Annotated in this window: 20 protein-coding genes and 1 pseudogene; 2 read left to right on the plus strand and 19 right to left on the minus strand. The window is 61.5% G+C overall.

The genetic code is table 11. The features are described 5' to 3' along the window. Positions 1-663: 663 nt before the first annotated feature. From FJ938_RS23225 to FJ938_RS23235, 3 genes are all read right to left on the minus strand, one after another. Entirely contained in the window at positions 664-1041 is a 378-nt protein-coding gene (locus FJ938_RS23225; protein ID WP_140697786.1) for a hypothetical protein, read from the minus strand. Beyond that, a complete protein-coding gene (locus tag FJ938_RS23230) occupies positions 1041-1394 on the minus strand; it encodes a hypothetical protein (RefSeq protein ID WP_140697789.1) in 354 nt (117 codons plus the stop codon). Before FJ938_RS23230 ends, FJ938_RS23225 begins: the two co-directional genes overlap by 1 nt. Before the next feature lie 458 nt (positions 1395-1852). Beyond that, complete coding sequence (locus FJ938_RS23235; protein ID WP_140697792.1) at positions 1853-2893, minus strand: glutamine synthetase beta-grasp domain-containing protein; 1041 nt, start codon at positions 2891-2893, stop codon at positions 1853-1855. A 317-nt stretch (positions 2894-3210) separates the two neighbouring features. On the opposite strand from FJ938_RS23235, the gene FJ938_RS23240 reads away from it, so the two are divergent. Further along, complete coding sequence (locus FJ938_RS23240; protein WP_140697794.1) at positions 3211-3402, plus strand: DUF2735 domain-containing protein; 192 nt, start codon at positions 3211-3213, stop codon at positions 3400-3402. 83 nt (positions 3403-3485) lie between these two features. Here FJ938_RS23240 and FJ938_RS23245 read toward each other — a convergent pair whose 3' ends face one another. The 10 genes and pseudogenes from FJ938_RS23245 to FJ938_RS23290 form a co-directional block, all read right to left on the minus strand. Further along, a complete protein-coding gene (locus FJ938_RS23245) occupies positions 3486-5375 on the minus strand; it encodes an MFS transporter (RefSeq protein WP_140697799.1) in 1890 nt (629 codons plus the stop codon). A gap of 180 nt (positions 5376-5555) precedes the next feature. Further along, positions 5556-6347 carry an ATP12 family chaperone protein gene (locus FJ938_RS23250; protein WP_140697802.1) on the minus strand — a complete coding sequence of 264 codons (792 nt, stop codon included), beginning with the start codon at positions 6345-6347 and terminating at the stop codon, positions 5556-5558. 12 nt (positions 6348-6359) lie between these two features. Next, a complete protein-coding gene (locus FJ938_RS23255) occupies positions 6360-7274 on the minus strand; it encodes a DMT family transporter (protein WP_140697805.1) in 915 nt (304 codons plus the stop codon). A gap of 2 nt (positions 7275-7276) precedes the next feature. Then, a complete protein-coding gene (locus FJ938_RS23260) occupies positions 7277-8257 on the minus strand; it encodes an RluA family pseudouridine synthase (protein ID WP_140697809.1) in 981 nt (326 codons plus the stop codon). Positions 8258-8313: 56 nt separating this feature from the next. After that, positions 8314-8688 (minus strand): fluoride efflux transporter CrcB, encoded by a 375-nt coding sequence (gene crcB, locus FJ938_RS23265; protein ID WP_140611553.1) that lies wholly within the window; start codon positions 8686-8688, stop codon positions 8314-8316. A gap of 41 nt (positions 8689-8729) precedes the next feature. Continuing rightward, positions 8730-9010: pseudogene (locus tag FJ938_RS23270) on the minus strand (DUF779 domain-containing protein). A gap of 30 nt (positions 9011-9040) precedes the next feature. Continuing rightward, positions 9041-9871 carry an aspartyl/asparaginyl beta-hydroxylase domain-containing protein gene (locus FJ938_RS23275; protein WP_140611549.1) on the minus strand — a complete coding sequence of 277 codons (831 nt, stop codon included), beginning with the start codon at positions 9869-9871 and terminating at the stop codon, positions 9041-9043. A 156-nt stretch (positions 9872-10027) separates the two neighbouring features. After that, entirely contained in the window at positions 10028-10705 is a 678-nt protein-coding gene (locus FJ938_RS30100) for a DUF930 domain-containing protein (RefSeq protein ID WP_246673473.1), read from the minus strand. Positions 10706-10710: 5 nt separating this feature from the next. After that, positions 10711-12018 carry a replication-associated recombination protein A gene (locus FJ938_RS23285; RefSeq protein WP_140611547.1) on the minus strand — a complete coding sequence of 436 codons (1308 nt, stop codon included), beginning with the start codon at positions 12016-12018 and terminating at the stop codon, positions 10711-10713. A gap of 58 nt (positions 12019-12076) precedes the next feature. Then, positions 12077-13570: a DegQ family serine endoprotease gene (locus FJ938_RS23290; protein WP_140697812.1), complete on the minus strand. Its 1494-nt coding sequence runs from the start codon at positions 13568-13570 to the stop codon at positions 12077-12079. Positions 13571-13701: 131 nt separating this feature from the next. Between FJ938_RS23290 and FJ938_RS23295 the strand changes: the two genes are divergently transcribed. Further along, positions 13702-14313, plus strand: coding sequence for a hypothetical protein (locus FJ938_RS23295; protein WP_140697816.1), 612 nt, complete (start codon positions 13702-13704; stop codon positions 14311-14313). A gap of 61 nt (positions 14314-14374) precedes the next feature. Here the strand turns inward: FJ938_RS23295 and rplQ are convergent, their stop codons facing one another. From rplQ to secY, 6 genes are all read right to left on the minus strand, one after another. Continuing rightward, a complete protein-coding gene (gene rplQ / locus FJ938_RS23300; protein WP_140611541.1) occupies positions 14375-14806 on the minus strand; it encodes a 50S ribosomal protein L17 in 432 nt (143 codons plus the stop codon). Between the two features lie 104 nt (positions 14807-14910). Beyond that, positions 14911-15921 carry a DNA-directed RNA polymerase subunit alpha gene (locus FJ938_RS23305; protein WP_006205443.1) on the minus strand — a complete coding sequence of 337 codons (1011 nt, stop codon included), beginning with the start codon at positions 15919-15921 and terminating at the stop codon, positions 14911-14913. Positions 15922-16022: 101 nt separating this feature from the next. Next, positions 16023-16412: a 30S ribosomal protein S11 gene (rpsK, locus tag FJ938_RS23310; protein ID WP_006205444.1), complete on the minus strand. Its 390-nt coding sequence runs from the start codon at positions 16410-16412 to the stop codon at positions 16023-16025. A gap of 155 nt (positions 16413-16567) precedes the next feature. Beyond that, on the minus strand, positions 16568-16936 hold the full coding sequence (gene rpsM / locus FJ938_RS23315; RefSeq protein WP_006205445.1) for a 30S ribosomal protein S13: 369 nt from the start codon (positions 16934-16936) through the stop codon (positions 16568-16570). Between the two features lie 219 nt (positions 16937-17155). Continuing rightward, positions 17156-17752, minus strand: coding sequence for an adenylate kinase (locus tag FJ938_RS23320; RefSeq protein ID WP_140611539.1), 597 nt, complete (start codon positions 17750-17752; stop codon positions 17156-17158). Then, a complete protein-coding gene (secY, locus tag FJ938_RS23325) occupies positions 17749-19089 on the minus strand; it encodes a preprotein translocase subunit SecY (RefSeq protein WP_140611537.1) in 1341 nt (446 codons plus the stop codon). The genes FJ938_RS23320 and secY overlap by 4 nt, the downstream gene beginning before the upstream one ends. Between the last annotated feature and the right edge of the window lie 46 nt (positions 19090-19135).

Below are 19135 nucleotides of genomic sequence, written 5' to 3' on the forward strand. Positions count from 1 at the left end.
TTGCTGCTGGTTTCGCCAATGCGAAAGGACCAGCCATGCGCCAGCGCTCGACTGCTTTCGGTCCAGGGATGGATTGCTCTTGCCCAGGCAACAGCTGGCGGCGGAGGATGAAAATCAGGATCGGGACGAAGCTGATGCAGCTGCGTTCGCAAACGGCTCTGAACGTCATGAAAACGCCAGGAGCGAGCGGCGCACTGCCTCAGGCTGCAATGCCCGCTCGTCCGGCGCCCCCGCCAATGCCGTCGTTCAAGAAACCCCGCCCCGTCCGAACAGCATCACTTTGGCGTAACCCCAAGGCCACGAATACGCATGCCGCGGCGCAATCTGTCAACGCCGCCAACCGGAGGCATAACCGCCGATTTCGGTGTATGAACAACGGCTTATATAAGAGCCCTTCAGTGGGCAGGCGCCGCATAACCGCGGTTTTGCGGGCTTTTTGAGCGATTTACAAGCTTGCCGATCGGAGCCACGGTAACCGCATGTCAGCCAGGGTGGGCCGACACGACGGTTTTGAGCCGCCCTTTTCAACCTGACTTTTTTTGGGTGTATTCGCTCCGCAAGGCCGGCGCAGAAAAAAGAACCCCGGTAAAGGCCGGGGTTCTCGCACGGACAGAACGTCGGAGGGTGGCGCCTATCCGGCAAGTTCGTCGGGGCCGTGCAGATTCAGCGATCGAGGTTCACGGCCGGCTTTTCGCTCCCGTCTGCCGACCGCTGCGGCGGTGCCGCAGCTTCTCCATCGAGCATCTTGCGCAAGCGGCGCAGTTTGCGTTTGCCCAGCCGAGGAGACTCGGGAGACGGTTGCTCGCGCCTGCCCAACAATGCGTGCTTCAACTCGCCGTAGCCGACGCGCCCGGCCTGGGCGATTGCCGCGCGCGCGGCATCGAAGGCCGCACCTGGATGTTTGCGCACCAGGACGCCGAGCGCGCGCAGTACCGCCGCGGCACCCATACGATGAAGGGCCGTATCCGCATAGGCCCTCAGCACCCGCCGTTCCAGCGGCTTCGGCAGGCCGGAACGGGCATCTGGGAGTTCATGTTGCACTAATGTCTGGCAGCCTTCTTCTGGCCGCCCCTCTGCTGGTTCTTCGGCAGCACGGCGTCAGCCGCGTCGGACAGCACCCCCATGACCGCCGAGCCCGCGCTCTGCACCATCTCGGTGGCGATACCGGCGGCGCCGGCGGTCTTTCTCGCCAGTTGCTTGCCGGCGGCTGCCAACTCACCCCGTTCCTGCACCAGCACGGCCGCCGCGGCGCCCGCGCCGGCGGTGATAGCGTTCGCAAGGAGGTCTCGGCCGAGCGGACTCGAAAGCAGCGACCGCAGCATTTTAGACTTGCGCATCGCCTTCGGCACCCTGAAGCCTGCCACCTTCTTGGGAATTCTATTTTTCTTAGCCATCTCAAGTCTCCTTTCGCGTCGGGAACGTCGCAAAAGGGGGAGGGTTCCGCCAGAGCCGAGAAAGTGCGGGGCTTGCTGTCACGAGGGTTTTGGGAGAGCAAACCGGCTCTCGTCAAGCAGTCGCTCGGCCTGGCGCGGGCCGCATCACCGGCTCACACTTTCCGGGCGACATCTTCCTCGCCTTGTCGATGCCGCGCCCAACACCGCTTTCCGCAAGGCCCGCCACCGAGCGGAGCCATGGGCATATGGATTTCATCCCTTGGGCAGGGATGGACGATTTTTATATGGCCGTAGTGCAAGCGACGAGGAGGGCGTGCTGAACGCACTGGTCGCCAATGGCGACATGATCCCACGCGACGGCAACCGCAGCCACGACAAAAAGCCTCGGCGTTCCACCGAGGCTTTTTATCGTCGATTTATCGAGGCGGCACGTTTACGGCCCGCGTCGCGAAAACAATTCAGGCAGCGGCCGAAACCGACGCGTCGGTCGAAACCTGCGAAATCGTCTTCAGGACCTGCGAGGCGATCTGGTAGGGGTCGCCCTGGGAGTTCGGACGACGGTCTTCCAGATAGCCCTTGTAGTCATTCTTGATGAAGGAGTGCGGCACGCGGATCGAGGCGCCACGGTCGGCGACGCCATAGCTGAACTTGTTCCACGGCGCGGTCTCGTGCTTGCCGGTCAGGCGCTTGTCGTTGTCGGGACCATAGACGGCGATGTGGTCCATCAGGTTCTTGTCGAACTGCGCCATCAGCGCCTCGAAATAGGCCTTGCCGCCGACTTCGCGCATGTACTTGGTCGAGAAGTTGCAGTGCATGCCCGAGCCGTTCCAGTCGGTATCGCCGAGCGGCTTGCAGTGGAACTCGATGTCGATACCGTACTTTTCGGTCAGCCGCAGCAGCAGGTAGCGAGCCATCCAGATCTGGTCGGCAGCCTTCTTGGAACCCTTGCCGAAAATCTGGAATTCCCACTGGCCCTTGGCCACCTCGGCGTTGATGCCTTCATGGTTGATGCCGGCGGCGAGGCAAAGGTCGAGATGCTCCTCGACGATCTGGCGCGCGACGTCGCCGACGTTCTTGTAGCCGACGCCGGTGTAGTACGGGCCCTGCGGCGCGGGATAGCCGCTGTCGGGGAAGCCGAGCGGACGGCCGTCCTTGTAGAAGAAATATTCCTGCTCGAAACCGAACCAGGCCCCATCGTCGTCGAGAATGGTCGCACGGCTGTTGGACTCGTGTGGCGTCACCCCATCGGGCATCATGACTTCGCACATGACCAAAATGCCATTGGTGCGAGCCGGATCCGGATAGAGCGCCACTGGCTTCAGCACGCAGTCGGAACTGCGGCCCTCGGCCTGCATCGTCGAGGATCCATCGAAGCCCCACAGCGGCAGCTGTTCGAGCGTCGGGAATTCGGCGAATTCCTTGACCTGCGTCTTGCCGCGAAGGTTGGCGACTGGGGTGTAACCATCGAGCCAAATGTACTCGAGCTTGTATTTCGTCATTTTAGCCTCTCTTTGCTTGATAACCGAACACTGAACGGCGTCGACTTGCGCCTGCCCTCAGCAGCCGGCCCTGCCGGATCACTAAAAAGCAATTCGTGTGCCACTCGGGCGTCGGCGAGTGCGGCAAAATGGCTGCGAGATCGCGTTGAATTTGCTGAGCCGCCTCAGCAAATGGACCGAGATCGATCAAAGGCCTTGAATGCATAAATAGCAGGCAAATACTGATCTTTTCATAGGCATATTGCCTAAAGGACTCGCAGAACCTATCTTGCAGCAAAGCTGAATCGACAAGCTCCTGCGGAAGAAGGAGAATGCCCGTGGAAGTCGCTACCTCCCGTCCGTCGGCACAAATTCTGATGTTCCCTCTGGCAGCACGCAAATCTGCTTTAAATTTAGGCGCGAAGGCCAAATTCGCGGCAGAGCTCGCATCCCTGCGCGGCACGCACGTCGATTTTGACGGCTGGTACCACGAAGCGGCGATTGAAGACGAAAACCAGCGCAAGAGCTGATTCGCTTTCTTCAGGCCTAGCTAGGACATGAAAAGCCCGGCGCGATTGCTCGCGCCGGGCTTTTTTTAAGCTCAACCAGTCGGCTATTGCTTGGCGTCCAAATCCGTGCCGAGCGTATCCCTGACGAAGATCATGCCGATGACCAGCGACATCGCCGCGATCACCACGGGGTACCAGAGGCCATAGTAGATGTCGCCCTTGTAGGCGCTGAGCGCGAACACGGTCGCCGGCAGCAGGCCGCCGAACCAGCCGTTGCCGATATGATAGGGCAACGACATACCGGTGTAGCGGATACGGGTCGGGAACATCTCGACCAGGATCGCGGCGATCGGTCCGTACACCATGGTCACGAATACCACCAGGATGAACAGGATGCCGATCGTCATTGGCCAGTTCACGGCCGCCGGATCAGCGACCATGGCGAAGGCACCGCCGCCCGGAATGTTGTAGACGGTGACTTCTGGCGCGCCGGCCGCCTCGTCCTTGGTCAACAGCTTGTCGGTGACTGCCTTGTCCGTCGGAACAGTCGCCTTCTCACCGCCTCGGATGGTCGCGGCATCGAGCTTCAACTCGGGATTGGCCGCGATGAATGCGTCGAGTTTCTGGTCCGCAACCTTGATTGCCGCGCGCTTCAGCGGATAGCCGCCATCCTGCAACGACATGTTGACGGCCTTGACGAAGGCAGCGTCCTTGGCCTTGGCCTGATCGCCGGCGGCGACCGCATCGTAGGACGTCACCGTCTCGTTGCCGATCTTGACCGACGCAGCCGTTCCGGCCGCGGCCGTCGGCACCACGTCGTAGGGAACCGAGTTCTTGGTCAGGAACGAAGTCGCGATGTCGCAGGACGTCGTGAACTTCGCGGTACCGACCGGATTGAACTGGAACTTGCAGTCGCCGGGTGCTGCCGTCACCGTCGCCCGCGTATTTTGCTGCGCTTTGGCGAGCGCCGGATTGGCGGCCCAGGTCAGCGCCTTGAACAGGGGGAAGGTGCAGACGATGGCAAGCGCGAGGCCGGCCATGATGATCGGCTTGCGGCCGATCTTGTCGGACAGCCACCCGAAGACGACGAAGAAGATCGAGCCGAGCGCCAGTGCAATGGCGATCATGATGTTGACCGACTGCGCGTCGACCTTCAGCACGTTCTGCAGGAAGAACAGTGCATAGAACTGCCCATTATACCAGACCACGGCCTGGCCTGCGGTAAGGCCGAGCAGCGCCAGCAGGGCGATCTTGGCGTTCTTCCACTGGCCGAAGGCTTCCGATAGCGGCGCCTTGGAGCCCTTCCCTTCGTCCTTCATCTTCTGGAAGGTTGGAGATTCGGAGAGAGACAGCCGAATCCAGATCGAAACGGCAAGCAGAACGAAGGAGACGATGAAGGGAACGCGCCAGCCCCAGGCGGCATAGCTTTCCTTGCTCAGTGATCCCTGCACGATCAGGATGACGATCAGCGACAGGAACAGACCGAGCGTCGCCGTCGTCTGGATCCAGGACGTATAAAAGCCACGGCGATCATCGGGCGCATGCTCGGCGACATAGGTCGCCGCACCGCCATATTCGCCGCCCAGCGCCAGGCCCTGCAGCATGCGCAGGACGATCAGGATCACCGGAGCCGCGATGCCCAAAGTCGCATAACCGGGTAGCAGGCCAACCAGGAAGGTCGACAGACCCATGATCGTCATGGTGACGAGGAAGGTGTATTTGCGGCCGACAAGGTCGCCGATGCGGCCGAACACGAGCGCGCCGAACGGGCGCACGAGGAAGCCGGCGGCAAAGGCCAGCAGCGCGAAGATGTTGCGGGTCGCCTCGGGAATGGTCGGGCTGAAAAAGGTCGAGCCGATGAAGGCCGCCAACGAGCCATAGAGGTAGAAATCATACCATTCGAAAACGGTACCGAGCGAAGAGGCAAAGATGACTTTCTTCTCCTCCCGTGTCATGCCGCGGCTCGTTCCGCCGGCGGTTGATGCCATTGCCATTGAGTTATCCTCCCGTGAGACCCTTGTCCTCGATGCCGCGCGGCAGCGTCCGGGTTCTCCTGCGAACGCGGACTCACGACAGCCATCACGGAAAAAATGACAGAAAGCCGGGGTCTAAGGCAGAGCGCCTTTGGGATTATGACTTTGGTATTAGGTGCGCTGCGGCAATAAACCGGCCGGTCAGACCTTGAGCGCTTCGAGAAGATTAACGGCAGCCATCATGTCCCGTTTGCGGGCGGCGCGGCGCGCGACCGCTTCGGCGTCCTGCCCCCAATGCGCGATCTGCCAGTCCTCATCGACATGGCCGGCGGCCCAGGCCGCCTCACCGTCGAGCTCGCCGAAATCGACGGCGAGCGCCAGCAGCGCCGAACCGGTCAGCGAGGTCATGACGTGGATGGCGGCCAGCCGCAGCGGCTGCGCGCGCTGGGCAAGATGACTGCCCAGAACGGCGATCGTCTCGCGCGGCTGCTCGACATGGATGATTCCTTCGGCAAGGTTGAAGCGGGCGCCGAGCGCCGCACGGGCCCAGTCAATGACCGGATCCCACTGCTCGTTCTGCCGCTCGACCAGCCCTTGCGGCGCGTCGGCGCGGTAGCAGAGCAGATCCGACGAGGCAAAGCGCAGTATGTCTTCCACCACTGCCTGCGGATCACTGGCGACCCCGTCCAAAGCGGTGTTGACGAGGCGCATCACCGGCATCGTCACCGGATTGATGGTCTCGTCCTGCGCGGCGAACTCGTCGGCCACAAGCGCTGCCGCCGCCTGCGTCGGCAGCACCAACAGCGCCTTGCCGGGCGTACGCACCGGCTTGCCGTCGAGATAGACGGCAAACCCTCCCTCTATCGGCGCAACCGAAACGGTCTTGTAGAAGCGCTTGGGCAGCGGTGTCTTCATTTGAATCTGGGCGCGACGCACCGGATCCGGATCGGAAAGATATTTGCCCGCTTCGAGGTCGTTGAGGATATCACGCATGAAATCTCTCTCTTACACCGGTGTCAGCTTGCGTGCCGGCCGGTTGACGATGATCAGGCCCGCTACAATCAAGCCAAGTGCCAGAAAAATGCGAATGGTCAGCGGCTCGTTCAAGATCAAGGCACCGCACAAGACACCAAAAACCGGCGACAGGAAAGTGAAGCTGGACAGGCCGGAGGCCGGATAGCGGCGCAGCAGCCAGAACCATAGGACATAGGTGAAAGCGACGATGTAGATCGCCTGGAAAAGCAGCGCCAATGTCGGCAACAATGAGGGATCGCGCACCGGCGGACCGGCGAGAGGCAATACCAAAATGCCGACTATCGCCGCGCCGGCGAGTTGATAGAGCAACAGCTTCTCGGCGCTCGCTTCAACCAGTTTCGACCGTTTGATGAGGATATTGGTCAAGGCCCAGAAGAACCCGGAGCCAAGGCTCAGGAGATCACCGAACAGCATGTCGCCGCCGCCGAGCTTATCGGAGAAGACCGTGGCAAGGCCGGCGAAGGCCAATAACAGGCCGAGGAATTTGCGCCAGGTGATCTGCTCGCCAAGCAGGAAGTGCCCACCCACCAGCATCCAGAACGGCATTGAATTGACCAGCAGCGTGTTACGGGCCACGGTCGTGTGCTCCAGTCCCACATAGAGGCAGAGGAATTCGATGCCGAAAAGCACGCCGACAGCGATACCGGCGAGCAACGTGCCATCCCGGGTGAAAAGCGCGATGCCGCGCCAGCGGCACCAGAGAAAGACGAAGAAGCCGCCAATGACCGAGCGCGCGATCGCCAGGAAGACGGGATCGTAGCCGGCATAGGAGATCTTGGCGGCGACGTAGTTCAGGCCCCAGGAAAAGGTCAGGCCGACCATGATGGCAGCGGCTGCTAGATCGACCGTGTCGCGGCGGTCCAGCACGTCGGTAGCGCCACTCACAATCAATCCTCCGCGCTCTGCTCGTCGAAACCGATCAGGTTCCAGCTCTGGCGCATGTGTGGTGGCATCGGGGCGGTGACGTCGATGACACCCTTGTCCGGATGAGGAATGATAATCCGGCGCGCATGCAGGTGCAGGCGGTTCTGAATGCCACCGGGAAAATCCCAATTGGTGTCGGCCTCGAAATATTTGGGATCGCCGATGATCGGACAACCGATATAGGCCGCGTGGACGCGCAGCTGATGCGTACGGCCGGTATAGGGTTCCATCTCCAGCCAGGTCATCGTCTGCGCCGCCTGCTCGATGATGCGGTAGTGGGAGACGGCGTGGTCGGCGCCCTTTTCGCCGTGTGCTGCGATGCGCACGCGGTCGCCGTCTGGCGTCGCCTCCTTGATCAGCCAGGTCGAGATCTTGTCCTCGCGCTTGGGCGGCACACCCTTGACCAGCGCCCAATAGGTTTTCTTGGTCTCACGGGCGCGGAATGCCTCGGAGAGCTTCATCGCGGCCAGTCTCGTGCGGGCAACGACCAGCACACCCGACGTGTCGCGGTCGAGCCGGTGCACCAGCCGTGGCTTCTCGCCCTTCTGGTTGCGCCAGGCTTCCAGCATGTCGTCGACATTGCGGGTGACGCCCGAACCGCCCTGCACCGCCAGACCCGCAGGCTTGTTGAAGACAAAGACCTTCGGGTCCTCATGCAGCAGCATCTTGGCGAGCACGTCGGCATCGCCCTGGTTGCGGATCGAGTGGCCGGTGAGCGGGCTGTCGCCTTTCTTATCCACCTCGAGCGGCGGAACGCGCACCAACTGACCAGGCTCGACGCGGGTGTCCGCCTTGACGCGGCCGCCATCGACGCGGATCTGGCCGGAGCGCAGCAGTTTCTGCAGATGGCCAAAGCCAAGGCCCGGGAAATGGGTCTTGAACCAGCGATCGATCCGCATGCCCGCCTCGCCGGCTTCCACCGTGATCTGTTCAACGCCTGCCATATTTTCTTACCTGTTTTCCGAGCGGGGCCTGGCCTGCTCTCGGCGCGCCAATAGCATTAAGGCAGGCTTCTTGCGAGCCAAAGACCCAAAAACAAGGCGATGATGGCGCCAATGACGCTGGCCAGCGCATATCCAAACGCGGGCAGCGTGGCGCCCCGCTCCCAAAGCGTCGCGAAATCGAGCGAGAAAGCCGAAAAGGTGGTGAAGCCGCCGAAGACGCCGGTGGCGACAAAGAGCCTGACTTCGTTCGATCCGCCGCGGCGCGCCAGGATAGCGATGAACAGGCCCATGGCGAAGGAGCCGACGATGTTGATGGCCATCGTGCCCCAGGGATAGTTGGGGCCCACAAGGCGCAGCGCGCCCATACTGGTCAGATGGCGGATGCCGGCGCCGATGCCGCCGCCGATGACAACGAGAAGCAGATTGAACATGGCCGTCTACTGCCCCTGCGAGGGCGGCGGCGTCAATCCCTTCAGGCCCGCGAGGGCGTTCCGGGAATGGCACAGACGGTTGAGCGCGTCAGAAACCGCTTTTCGCGCCCGTTGTCGAGGGAGAACATGCCACCCCTGCCCGCTACCACGTCGATGATGAGGTCGGTGTGTTTCCACACCTCATATTGCGAGGCGCTGATATGGACCGGCGTTCCGCCGATCTCGCCCAGCATGACGTGTTGTCGCCGACAATGAACTCACCGCGGGGATAGCACATCGGCGATGAGCCGTCGCAGCAGCCACCGGACTGGTGAAACAGCACCGGTCCGGCTGCGCTAGTGGATTTTTCAGTTCAGGTTGTTTCGACCTTCTTCGGCTTGGTCGAGCCAATCATCTTCCAGTTCTTGTAGAACATCGAATTGATGCGTTCGACGCTGACCGAGACGACGGCGAGCATGCCGGCTATCAGTCGGGGAACCGGGGACGGCCTGATGATGTCCATGAACACACAGTAGCGGCGGCCGTCATATTCATTGACCGATCGATGCAGCAGCGTGTCGTCGAAAATGAACAGCGGATTGTCGTACCAGTAATTCTTGACGTTGCCGCATTCGACGAAGATCTCCGACTTCACCGGGATCAAATTATAGAGGATGCGCAGGCTGAGCCGCAGCGGGCCGAAATGCCAGGAAGTCGATTCGCGCTTGCTGAAAACGGAAACGGCGATGGTCTTGATGTATTTGAAATCCCTGTTGAACTCGGCGACGTTGTCTATCCTGTGCTTGCCGTACCACTGATAGACGTACATGCCGCGCCGGCCGGCGCCGAAATTGGCGTCGATGTCGGCGATGATCTCGCCCTTGCGCGCCTTGAAAATATCAAGAACCTCATTGACCTCGCGCTGATAGTCTTCCGGAAACTGCTCCAGCTTCCACACGCCCGGATTTTTGTAGCAGAGCAGGTCCACCAGCAGGTTGAATGGCGAGAGCAGCCAGGTGAACAGGCCGTTGCCAAGGAAGTAACCGCTGAACAGCGAAAGATCCTTCCTGTCGTTGCGCAGCACGTCGATCAGGCCACAAACGATGAAGATCGTCGTGAGGATGGGAATGAAATAGAAGCCAAGGGCGAGAAGCGGAATGGCGATGGCGAATTTGCGAAGGGACTTGCGAAGGGTTTTTGTCATTTTTCCACGCGCGAAGCGCGATCCTGTTGCGAGATGCCAAAATCTTGGCAACGACCACCGCCCGGTCGTGCGCCTTGATAAGGTTTTTTGGGTGACCACACAACGGTCACGGCATCGTGGCCTGGTGGCTGCCTTGTGGAGCTTGCTGGAATCAGGTCAATGCACCGCCGGCAAACCGAGCTCGTCCCATTTGTCCCTGGCCACGGGATCGCCGACCAGAAACTCAAAGTCAATGACGCTTTCACCGTCTTGTGCGAGCTGGCATTTGAATTTCAGGTTGTACCAGTTTTTGCGGCTGCGGAAAGCCGCGCCATTCGCGGCGATCGTGGTGTCTGTGATCTTTTCCTCCGCCGTCGCATAGGGCACCACACGGTCTGGCTGAAAGTCCGCTCGCCATCGGCGAATCTGGTCCATGGCCTCGATATCGCACAATTGCACCATGCGCTCGTCGGAAGCGAAGGTCGCAAGATCGGCGCGCGCCTGCCGGCTGCGCGGATCGGCGAGCGTCTTGCCCGACAGCATTTCTGTTGGCCGGATCATGGCCGGCGCGCTGGGCGGTTGAGGTTTGGACGGGTTCGAAGCAGGCGGTGGCGCTGCTGTCCGCGGCTTCGGCGTCGCCGGAACAGCTGGTACGGGCGGCGGTCTGGTCGATGTCTCGAATTGTTCAGGCGTCAGGATGTCGACCGACACCCGCTCTTCCTCCAGCCGGTTCGGCCGCTTCGGCAGCGGCATCAATGCCACTGTCGCGGCAAAGAGAGCATGAAGAACGACCGAAGTTGAAACGCCCCAGGGCGAAGCTTCGTCCCGAAGCGTGACGACCACCGGGCCACGCAAGACGGCTATTCCCGTTCCTTGCGCAGCTTCGCCCAGTAGTCGAGCCGCTTCCGGATATCGCGCTCGAAACCACGCTCCGGCGGATCATAGAAGGTCTGGCGGCCCATCTTCTCCGGAAAATAGTCCTGCCCCGAAAAGGCGTCCGGCTCGTCATGGTCGTAGCGATAGCCCGCGCCGTAATCTTCCTCTTTCATCAGCTTGGTCGGCGCGTTGAGGATGTGCTTCGGCGGCAGCAGCGAGCCATGCTGCTTGGCTGCCTGCGTGGCCGCCTTGAAGGCGGTGTAGACGGCGTTGGATTTCGGTGCGGTGGCGAGATAGACGGTGGCCTCGGCAAAGGCGAGTTCGCCCTCCGGGGAGCCAAGATAATCATACGCGTCCTTGGCAGCGTTGGCGACGACCAGCGCCTGCGGATCGGCAAGGCCAATGTCCTCCATCGCCATGCGGACCAGACGGCGGCCGAGATAGAGCGGATCCTCGCCGGCATCGAACATGCGGGCGAGATAGTAGAGCGCGGCATCCGGATCCGAACCGCGCACCGACTTGTGCAGCGCCGAGATCAGATTGTAGTGGCCGTCCTGGCCCTTGTCGTAGATCGGCGCGCGGCGCTGGACGATGCGCTGCAACCCTTCGGGATCGAACACCTCGCCAGGCTTGGCGGCACGCCAGACTTCCTCGGCGAGGGTCAGCGATGCGCGTCCGTCGCCATCGCTCATCCGGATCAGCATCGCCCGCGCCTCGTCATCGAGCGGAAGCGCCCTGCCCTCCGTCTCTTCCGCCCGCGTCATCAGCTTGGCGATGCTCTCCTCGCCGAGCGAATGGAAGACCATGACCCGCGCGCGGGATAAGAGGGCCGCGTTGAGTTCAAAAGAGGGGTTTTCGGTCGTGGCGCCCACCAGGACGACCGTCCCATCCTCCATGACGGGGAGAAAGGAATCCTGCTGGGCGCGGTTGAAACGATGGATCTCATCGACGAAAAGCAGGGTCTGGCGGCCGTTGGCGCGCCGCAGCTTGGCCGCCTCGAACACTTTCTTGAGGTCGGCGACGCCTGAGAAGACCGCCGATATCTGCTCGAAGGCAAGGCTGGTCTCACCGGCGAGCAACCTTGCCACCGTGGTCTTGCCGGTGCCAGGCGGCCCCCAGAAGATCATCGAGCCGAGCGAACCGGAGCCGATCAGCCGGGTCAGTGCGCCATCGGGGCCGGTCAGATGCTCCTGGCCGACGACCTCGCCAAGGTTTCTCGGCCGCAGCCTGTCGGCCAGCGGCCGACCGGGCGGCGCCTTTTCCGGTTCGTCAACGCTGAACAGATCGGCCATCTATATCTTCAGGTTGGGGCATGTCTTCAAGTTGCAGCATGACCCTCGCGGGCCGAACTCAGTAGCGTAACACCTGGCGCAGTATCTGCCCGCCGCGCTCGACGGTAAAGCGCCACCAGCGCGTATCCTGCTGGGCAGCCTGCGCCAGCGTCGCGGCGGTGTCGATTGTGGTGCCATTGACCTCGCGCACGATATCGCCCGGCTGGAAGCCGAAATCCGCGGCCGGCGAATCGCGGTTGATGTCGATCACCGTCACGCCCTTGAGATCCGTGCGCAGGCCAAGCTTCTGGGCCAGCCGCGGCGACAGTTCCGCGACCTTGGCGCCCGAGAACGGGCTGCGGCCGTGCAGCGTCACTTCGGATGCTTTCGCCCCTTCCCGTGCGCGCTCCAAGGCGATGTCCATTGCCGCCTGCTTGCCCTTGGTCAGGATCGCGAAATTCGCCTTGGTGCCGATCGACAGCGTCGCCATGCGGTAGTCGAGGGCTTCGATGCTCTCGACCGGCTTGCCATTGACCTGCAGCACGACATCGCCCGGCTTCAACCCCGCCTTGCCCGCCGGGCCCGTAGCGTCGACCGAAGACACCAACGCCCCGGTCGGCTTCTCCATACCGAGCGATTCGGCGATCTGCGGCGTCACCGCTTCGAACTCGGCGCCGATATAAGGACGTTCGAAGAAGTCGAGCCCTGCCTTCGCGGCGTCGGCGAAAGCCCGCACCATATTGGCGGGGATGGCAAAGCCGATGCCGATCGAGCCGCCGCTGCGGCTGTAAATGGCGGTGTTGATGCCGACCAACTGGCCGCCCATGTTGATCAGCGCGCCACCGGAATTGCCGGGATTGATGGCGGCGTCGGTCTGAATGAAATAGCCCGAATCCGAGACGCCGATATGGCTGCGGGCAAGCGCGGAAACGATGCCGCTGGTGGTCGTCTGGCCGACACCGAAGGGATTGCCGATGGCCAGCACCAGATCGCCGACTTCGAGCGCGTCGGAATCGCCGATGGCGATGACCGGGAACGGCTTGTCAGCTTCGATCTTGAGCACGGCGAGATCGAGCGTCTCGTCCTTTAGCATCACCTTGCTGGTGAATTCGCGCCCGTCGGCGGTCGCCACCTTGACCTCGTCGGCATCCTTGATGACATGAAAATTGGTGACGATGACACCGCTCGGATCGACCAGTACGCCCGAACCCAGCGAGGACTGCGCACGCGGCTGCGCGCGGCCGAAAAACTCCTCGAAGAACGGATCGCCTTCGAAGGGCGATGTCACCTTGGCCGTCTGCGAGGCATAGACATTGACTACGGCCGGCGCCGTCTGCTTGACCAGCGGCGCGAACGAAAGTTGCACCTCGTCGCGGCCGAAAGGCACGCGCTTGTCCGGTCCTGAGGTGGCATTCTCACCTTCAACGCCGTGCAGCAGATCGGTCAGCACGTCCGACAGGCCCGGATCGGCGGGCTTCGCGGCGTCTTCAGCGAGAGCCTGCCGGACTGCCGGTGCGGCTGCGAACACCATGAAGGCGCAGAGCATCACAAGGAACAATCGTTTGAGGTGCATTCAGAATCCTCCAGGTCGCCTGCCATTGTCTCGACGATTGTGCAGAATGAAAGGCTAAGGCGATGAAATCGAATTATTTTCGGCAATAACTGGCTACAGCTCCGCCTGCAATCGGATACGGTCTCTACTTCATGAAAAAAGAGCTTGCTTCATTCCGTGACTTTTTGAGAACCGGCAGGTTGGGTCCGATCTCGCCAAGCCTGAAAATGAACGAGGTTGCCGAATTGCTGGGTATTCCGGCACATGCCGATTCGGACTATTGGACTTTCGGAAAGCTCGAAATCTCGTTCGACGAAGAGGCGCCCCATAAGATGAAGTGGCTTCAGATCGAAGAAGCTGGTTACCTCGCAGGTGATTTCGAGGTCTTCACCGATCGGCTTGTGCTTTTACTTGATAATTTCAATGGATACACGAAGCCATCGGACTTCCTGCGGGCGGGCCTGTGGGCGCCTGAAAACGCTACGCTCTTCTACACGGCGTCGCTGCGCGATATCGAACTGAACATCTGCGCCGGTGCCATCCAAATCCACTTCCGCGTTGATGCGGATTTCATCGAAGACCGGGACGCCGAAAAATATCTGGACAGCGTAACAATGTCCAAATTGGTAGGCGATATCGATCATCGAACAAAGATCGACAGCATCTACTCCTACCCGCATCCTGCACTTGAGCAGATATCGGGCGCGATCGATTGGAGACCGATAGACGACCGCAACTACCTCGATCTGGTTGGCAACAGATAACCACGTCGACAACAAAAAGGGGCCCGCAGGCCCCTAAGCTGTTTTCAGAAAATCCGAAGCCTTATGCGGCCGCGGCTTCCTCATTGGTGCCTTCGGCCTCGATGCGGGCGCGGTCGCCGGCGCCCTTGGCCGAGGTGTCGCGATCGACGAATTCGATGACGGCCATCGCGGCATTGTCGCCGTGACGGAAGCCCGCCTTCATGATGCGCAGGTAGCCGCCGTTGCGGGTGGCGTAGCGCGGGGCGATGATGTCGAACAGGCGCTTGACGACGCCTTCATTACCGATCTGGGCGATCACCTGGCGGCGGGCGTGCAAGTCGCCGCGCTTGCCGAGCGTCACCAGCTTCTCGACGATCGGACGCAGGTCCTTCGCCTTCGGCAGGGTGGTGACGATCTGCTCGTGTTCGAGCAGCGACACGGCGAGATTGGCAAACATCGACTTGCGGTGGCTGATGCTGCGGGCGAAGCGGCGGCCTTTGAAACCGTGGCGCATAGCTCTTTTCCTTCTTCAGTTGTTCAAGAGGCCACGGCCTCTGATGGTTTTCCGCATGACCGTCGGATCGAGCGGCTTACGCCGCCGATCCTTGGAATTCATGCTCAATATTGATCTTCGTAACGCTTGGCGAGGTCTTCTATGTTTTCCGGCGGCCAGTCCGGCACTTCCATGCCGAGGTGCAGGCCCATCGCCGCCAAGACTTCCTTGATCTCGTTCAGCGACTTGCGGCCGAAGTTCGGGGTGCGCAGCATCTCGGCTTCGGTCTTCTGGATCAGATCGCCGATGTAGACGATGTTGTCGTTCTTCAGGCAGTTGGCCGAACGCACCGAAAGCTCGAGTTCGTCGACCTTCTTGAGCAGCGCCGGGTTGAAAGCGAGTTCGGTGACGGCTTCCGCCGCGACTTCCTTCTGCGGCTCGTCGAAGTTGACGAACAGGCCCAACTGGTCCTGCAGGATGCGGGCGGCGAAGGCCACCGCATCCTCGCCCGAGATCGAACCGTCGGTCTCGATGGTCATGGTCAGCTTGTCATAATCGAGAACCTGGCCCTCGCGGGTGTTCTCGACCTTGTAGGAGACCTTCTTGACCGGCGAATAGAGGCTGTCGACCGGGATCAGGCCGATCGGCGCGTCCTCGGCGCGGTTGCGCTCGGCCGGCACGTAGCCCTTGCCGGTGTCGACGGTGAACTCCATGCGGATCTCAGCGCCTTCGTCCAGCGTGCAGATGACGTGATCGGGGTTGAGGATCTCGACATCGCCAACCGTCTGGATGTCGCCGGCGAGAACCGCACCCGGTCCCTGCTTGCGCACGACCATGCGCTTGGGGCCATCGCCTTCCATGCGGATGGCGATTTCCTTGATGTTGAGAACGATGTCGGTCACGTCCTCGCGCACGCCGGCGATGGACGAGAATTCATGCAGAACGCCGTCGATCTGCACGGCGGTGACAGCCGCACCGCGCAGCGAAGACAGGAGCACGCGGCGCAGCGCGTTGCCGAGGGTGAGGCCGAAGCCCCGCTCGAGCGGCTCGGCGACCAGCGTGGTCAGCGTCTTCTTCTTCGACGAGAACTCGATCTTGTTCGGCTTGATCAGTTCCTGCCAATTTTTCTGGATCATGATGCTTTCCTTCCGTTGACCCGCCACCATCCAATCGTGGCGGGCGACCTGGAATGCCGCGGAGGAACGCTTTGTGGGCGTTCGCGCGGCGTTCGATACTGTTAGACGCGGCGCTTCTTGCGCGGGCGGCAGCCATTGTGCGGGATCGGCGTCACATCACGGATCGACGTGATGGTGAAGCCGGCCGCCTGCAGGGCGCGCAGCGCCGATTCACGACCGGAGCCAGGTCCGCAGACCTCGACTTCGAGCATGCGCATGCCGTGCTCCTGGGCCTTCTTGGCGACGTCCTCGGCGGCCATCTGGGCCGCGAACGGGGTCGACTTGCGCGAACCCTTGAAGCCCTGGGCACCGGCCGACGACCAGGCAATCGAATTGCCCTGCGCGTCGGTGATGGTGATCATCGTGTTGTTGAAGGTCGAATTGACGTGGGCAACGCCCGACGAGATATTCTTTCGTTCGCGACGGCGAACACGAGCGGCTTCCTTGGCCATGATAGTCCTTTCAGTTGATCTCTACACCGCCGTAATGCCAGCGGCTCCACCTTCGTAAGGGAGTAGGGGAATAGGGCAGTAAGGCAGTAGGGAAATTGATTGCCCGATCCGCGGACCATTCCCTACTGCCTTACTGCCCTATTCCCTTCCCCTGATTACTTCTTCTTGCCGGCGATCGACTTGGCCGGGCCCTTGCGGGTACGCGCATTGGTGTGCGTGCGCTGGCCGCGAACCGGCAGCGAGCGGCGGTGACGCAGGCCGCGGTAGCAGCCGAGGTCCATCAGCCGCTTGATGTTCATCGACACTTCGCGGCGCAGGTCGCCTTCGACCTGATAGTCGCGGTCGATGGTTTCGCGGATCTGCAGCACTTCCGCGTCGGTCAGCTGATTGACGCGGCGCTCGGCCGGGATGCCGACCTTGTCGACGATCTCCTGGGCGAACTTCTTGCCAATGCCATGAATGTACTGAAGCGCGATGACGACGCGCTTGTTGGTCGGAATGTTGACGCCGGCTATACGAGCCATATTCTTCTCTTCTCCATATGGGCCGGCCAACCTTCAAAAACAAGGCAGGCCCGACGCTGTCCAAATTGCCCCGCGTCCGGTGGAGGCCGGCCCTTGCGGGTGTTTCCAGTTCAAAGCAACCGCCTTGCCCTTGCGGACAAGCAAAGTTCACGCCTGATAGGAAGACGGGCCGCCATACCGCAGCGGGCCGCTCCCGTCAAGCTTAATCTTTGAATTCCCTTACCGCGCCTTCGCGGCGGCCGCGAGCACGGTTTCTATCTCGGCGGTTACCGCGTCCATGCTGGCCATGCCATCGACAGTCTTGAGCTTGCCCTTGGCGTAGTAGTAGCCCGTCAGCGGGGCGGTCTTCTTGTAGTACTCCCGCAGACGCTCTTCGAACACCGCGGGGTTGTCATCCTTGCGCACCGGCTGGCCGGCGGCCTTTGCATCTTCGGCGCGCTTGACGATGCGGCCGACCAGGGCCCTGTCGTCGACAACCAGCTCGATGACCGTATCCAGGCCGATACCACGCTCCGAAAGCATCGATTCAACCGCATCGGCTTGCACCAGCGTGCGCGGGTAGCCGTCGAGGATGAATCCCTTGGCGCAGTCTGCCTGGTCGATTCGCTCGGCAACGATGGCGTTGACGATGGCGTCGGACACCAGTTCACCGGCATCCATCACCGCCTTGGCACGCTTACCGACTTCGGTACCGGCCTGCACGGCGGCACGCAGCATGTCTCCCGTCGAAAGCTGGGGTATGCCGTGTTTCTCTACCAGTCTTTGTGCTTGTGTCCCCTTGCCCGCCCCCGGCGGCCCAAGCAAAATCAACCTCATCTGGCTTTCTTCCCCCCGCGCAGCTTCGACTTCTTGATCAGGCCTTCATACTGGTGCGCGATCAGGTGACCCTGAATCTGCGCAACCGTATCGAGCGTGACACTGACCACGATCAGAAGCGATGTGCCACCAAGGTAGAATGGTACGCCAGTCGCCGAGATCAGGAACTCCGGCAGCAGACACACCAGCACCAGATAGATGGCGCCGACGACGGTGATGCGGGTGAGAACGTAATCGATATAATCGGCGGTGCGCTCGCCCGGACGATAGCCCGGGATGAAGCCCGAATGCTTCTTGAGCTGGTCGGCGGTGTCCTTCGGGTTGAAGACAATCGCAGTGTAGAAGAAGGCGAAGAACACGATCATCGCCGCATAGAATGCCATGTAGAGCGGCTGGCCGTGGCCAAGCGAGGCCAGGATGGTGCTCGCCCAGGCCGGCATATTGGTCGTCTGCGAGAAGCCGGCGATGGTGGCCGGCAGCAAGAGCAGCGACGAAGCGAAGATTGGCGGAATGACGCCCGACGTATTGAGCTTGAGCGGCAAATGCGAGGTGTCGCCCTGGAACATGCGATTGCCGACCTGACGCTTCGGGTATTGGATCAGCAGGCGGCGCTGGGCGCGCTCGAAGAACACGATGAGCGCGATGACGACGATGGCCAGAACGATGATCGCCAGGATCAGGCCGGTTGACAGGGCGCCGGTGCGGCCGAGTTCCAGCGTGCCGGAAATGGCATGTGGCAGGCCGGCGACGATGCCTGAGAAGATGATCAGCGAAATGCCGTTGCCGATGCCGCGCGCGGTGATCTGCTCACCAAGCCACATCAGGAACATGGTGCCGCCGACCAGCGTGACGACGGTCGAGATGCGGAAGAACATGCCGGGATCGCTGACGATGCCGTTGCCGTTCTCAAGCCCCACCGAAATGCCGTAGGCCTGCACCAGCGCGAGCAGCACGGTGCCGTAGCGCGTGTACTGGTTGATGACCTTGCGGCCCTGTTCGCCTTCTTTTTTCAGCGCTTCCAGCGACGGGATGACCGACGTCATCAGCTGCATGATGATGGAGGCGGAGATGTAGGGCATGATGCCGAGCGCAAAGATCGCCATGCGCTGCACGGCACCGCCGGCGAACATGTTGAACATGCCAAGCACGCCCTTGCTCTGCGAGGAGAAGGCATGGGCGAAAGCGTCTGGATTGATACCGGGAAGCGGAATGTAGGTGCCGAGGCGATAGACGAGCAACGCGCCGATGGTGAACCAGATGCGTTTCTTCAGGTCCTCCGCCTTGGCGAAGGCCGAGAAATTCAGATTCGAGGCTAGTTGTTCAGCAGCCGAAGCCATACCTGATTCTCCGCTTGGTAACGCTTGATGGCCCGTGAGGTCAGGC

The organism is Mesorhizobium sp. B2-4-14 (assembly GCF_006442155.1).
Taxonomy (GTDB): Bacteria; Pseudomonadota; Alphaproteobacteria; order Rhizobiales; family Rhizobiaceae; genus Mesorhizobium.

What these genes read in the sequence shown, in the direction of transcription:
- FJ938_RS23230 (WP_140697789.1), bottom strand. Translation starts at nt 1,394, where the DNA reads ATGGCTAAGAAAAATAGAATTCCCAAGAAGGTGGCAGGCTTCAGGGTG.
- FJ938_RS23235 (WP_140697792.1), bottom strand. Translation starts at nt 2,893, where the DNA reads ATGACGAAATACAAGCTCGAGTACATTTGGCTCGATGGTTACACCCCA.
- FJ938_RS23245 (WP_140697799.1), bottom strand. Translation starts at nt 5,375, where the DNA reads ATGGCAATGGCATCAACCGCCGGCGGAACGAGCCGCGGCATGACACGG.
- FJ938_RS23250 (WP_140697802.1), bottom strand. Translation starts at nt 6,347, where the DNA reads ATGCGTGATATCCTCAACGACCTCGAAGCGGGCAAATATCTTTCCGAT.
- FJ938_RS23260 (WP_140697809.1), bottom strand. Translation starts at nt 8,257, where the DNA reads ATGGCAGGCGTTGAACAGATCACGGTGGAAGCCGGCGAGGCGGGCATG.
- crcB (WP_140611553.1), bottom strand. Translation starts at nt 8,688, where the DNA reads ATGTTCAATCTGCTTCTCGTTGTCATCGGCGGCGGCATCGGCGCCGGC.
- FJ938_RS23275 (WP_140611549.1), bottom strand. Translation starts at nt 9,871, where the DNA reads ATGACAAAAACCCTTCGCAAGTCCCTTCGCAAATTCGCCATCGCCATT.
- FJ938_RS23285 (WP_140611547.1), bottom strand. Translation starts at nt 12,018, where the DNA reads ATGGCCGATCTGTTCAGCGTTGACGAACCGGAAAAGGCGCCGCCCGGT.
- FJ938_RS23290 (WP_140697812.1), bottom strand. Translation starts at nt 13,570, where the DNA reads ATGCACCTCAAACGATTGTTCCTTGTGATGCTCTGCGCCTTCATGGTG.
- FJ938_RS23295 (WP_140697816.1), top strand. Translation starts at nt 13,702, where the DNA reads ATGAAAAAAGAGCTTGCTTCATTCCGTGACTTTTTGAGAACCGGCAGG.
- rplQ (WP_140611541.1), bottom strand. Translation starts at nt 14,806, where the DNA reads ATGCGCCACGGTTTCAAAGGCCGCCGCTTCGCCCGCAGCATCAGCCAC.
- FJ938_RS23305 (WP_006205443.1), bottom strand. Translation starts at nt 15,921, where the DNA reads ATGATCCAGAAAAATTGGCAGGAACTGATCAAGCCGAACAAGATCGAG.
- rpsK (WP_006205444.1), bottom strand. Translation starts at nt 16,412, where the DNA reads ATGGCCAAGGAAGCCGCTCGTGTTCGCCGTCGCGAACGAAAGAATATC.
- rpsM (WP_006205445.1), bottom strand. Translation starts at nt 16,936, where the DNA reads ATGGCTCGTATAGCCGGCGTCAACATTCCGACCAACAAGCGCGTCGTC.
- FJ938_RS23320 (WP_140611539.1), bottom strand. Translation starts at nt 17,752, where the DNA reads ATGAGGTTGATTTTGCTTGGGCCGCCGGGGGCGGGCAAGGGGACACAA.
- secY (WP_140611537.1), bottom strand. Translation starts at nt 19,089, where the DNA reads ATGGCTTCGGCTGCTGAACAACTAGCCTCGAATCTGAATTTCTCGGCC.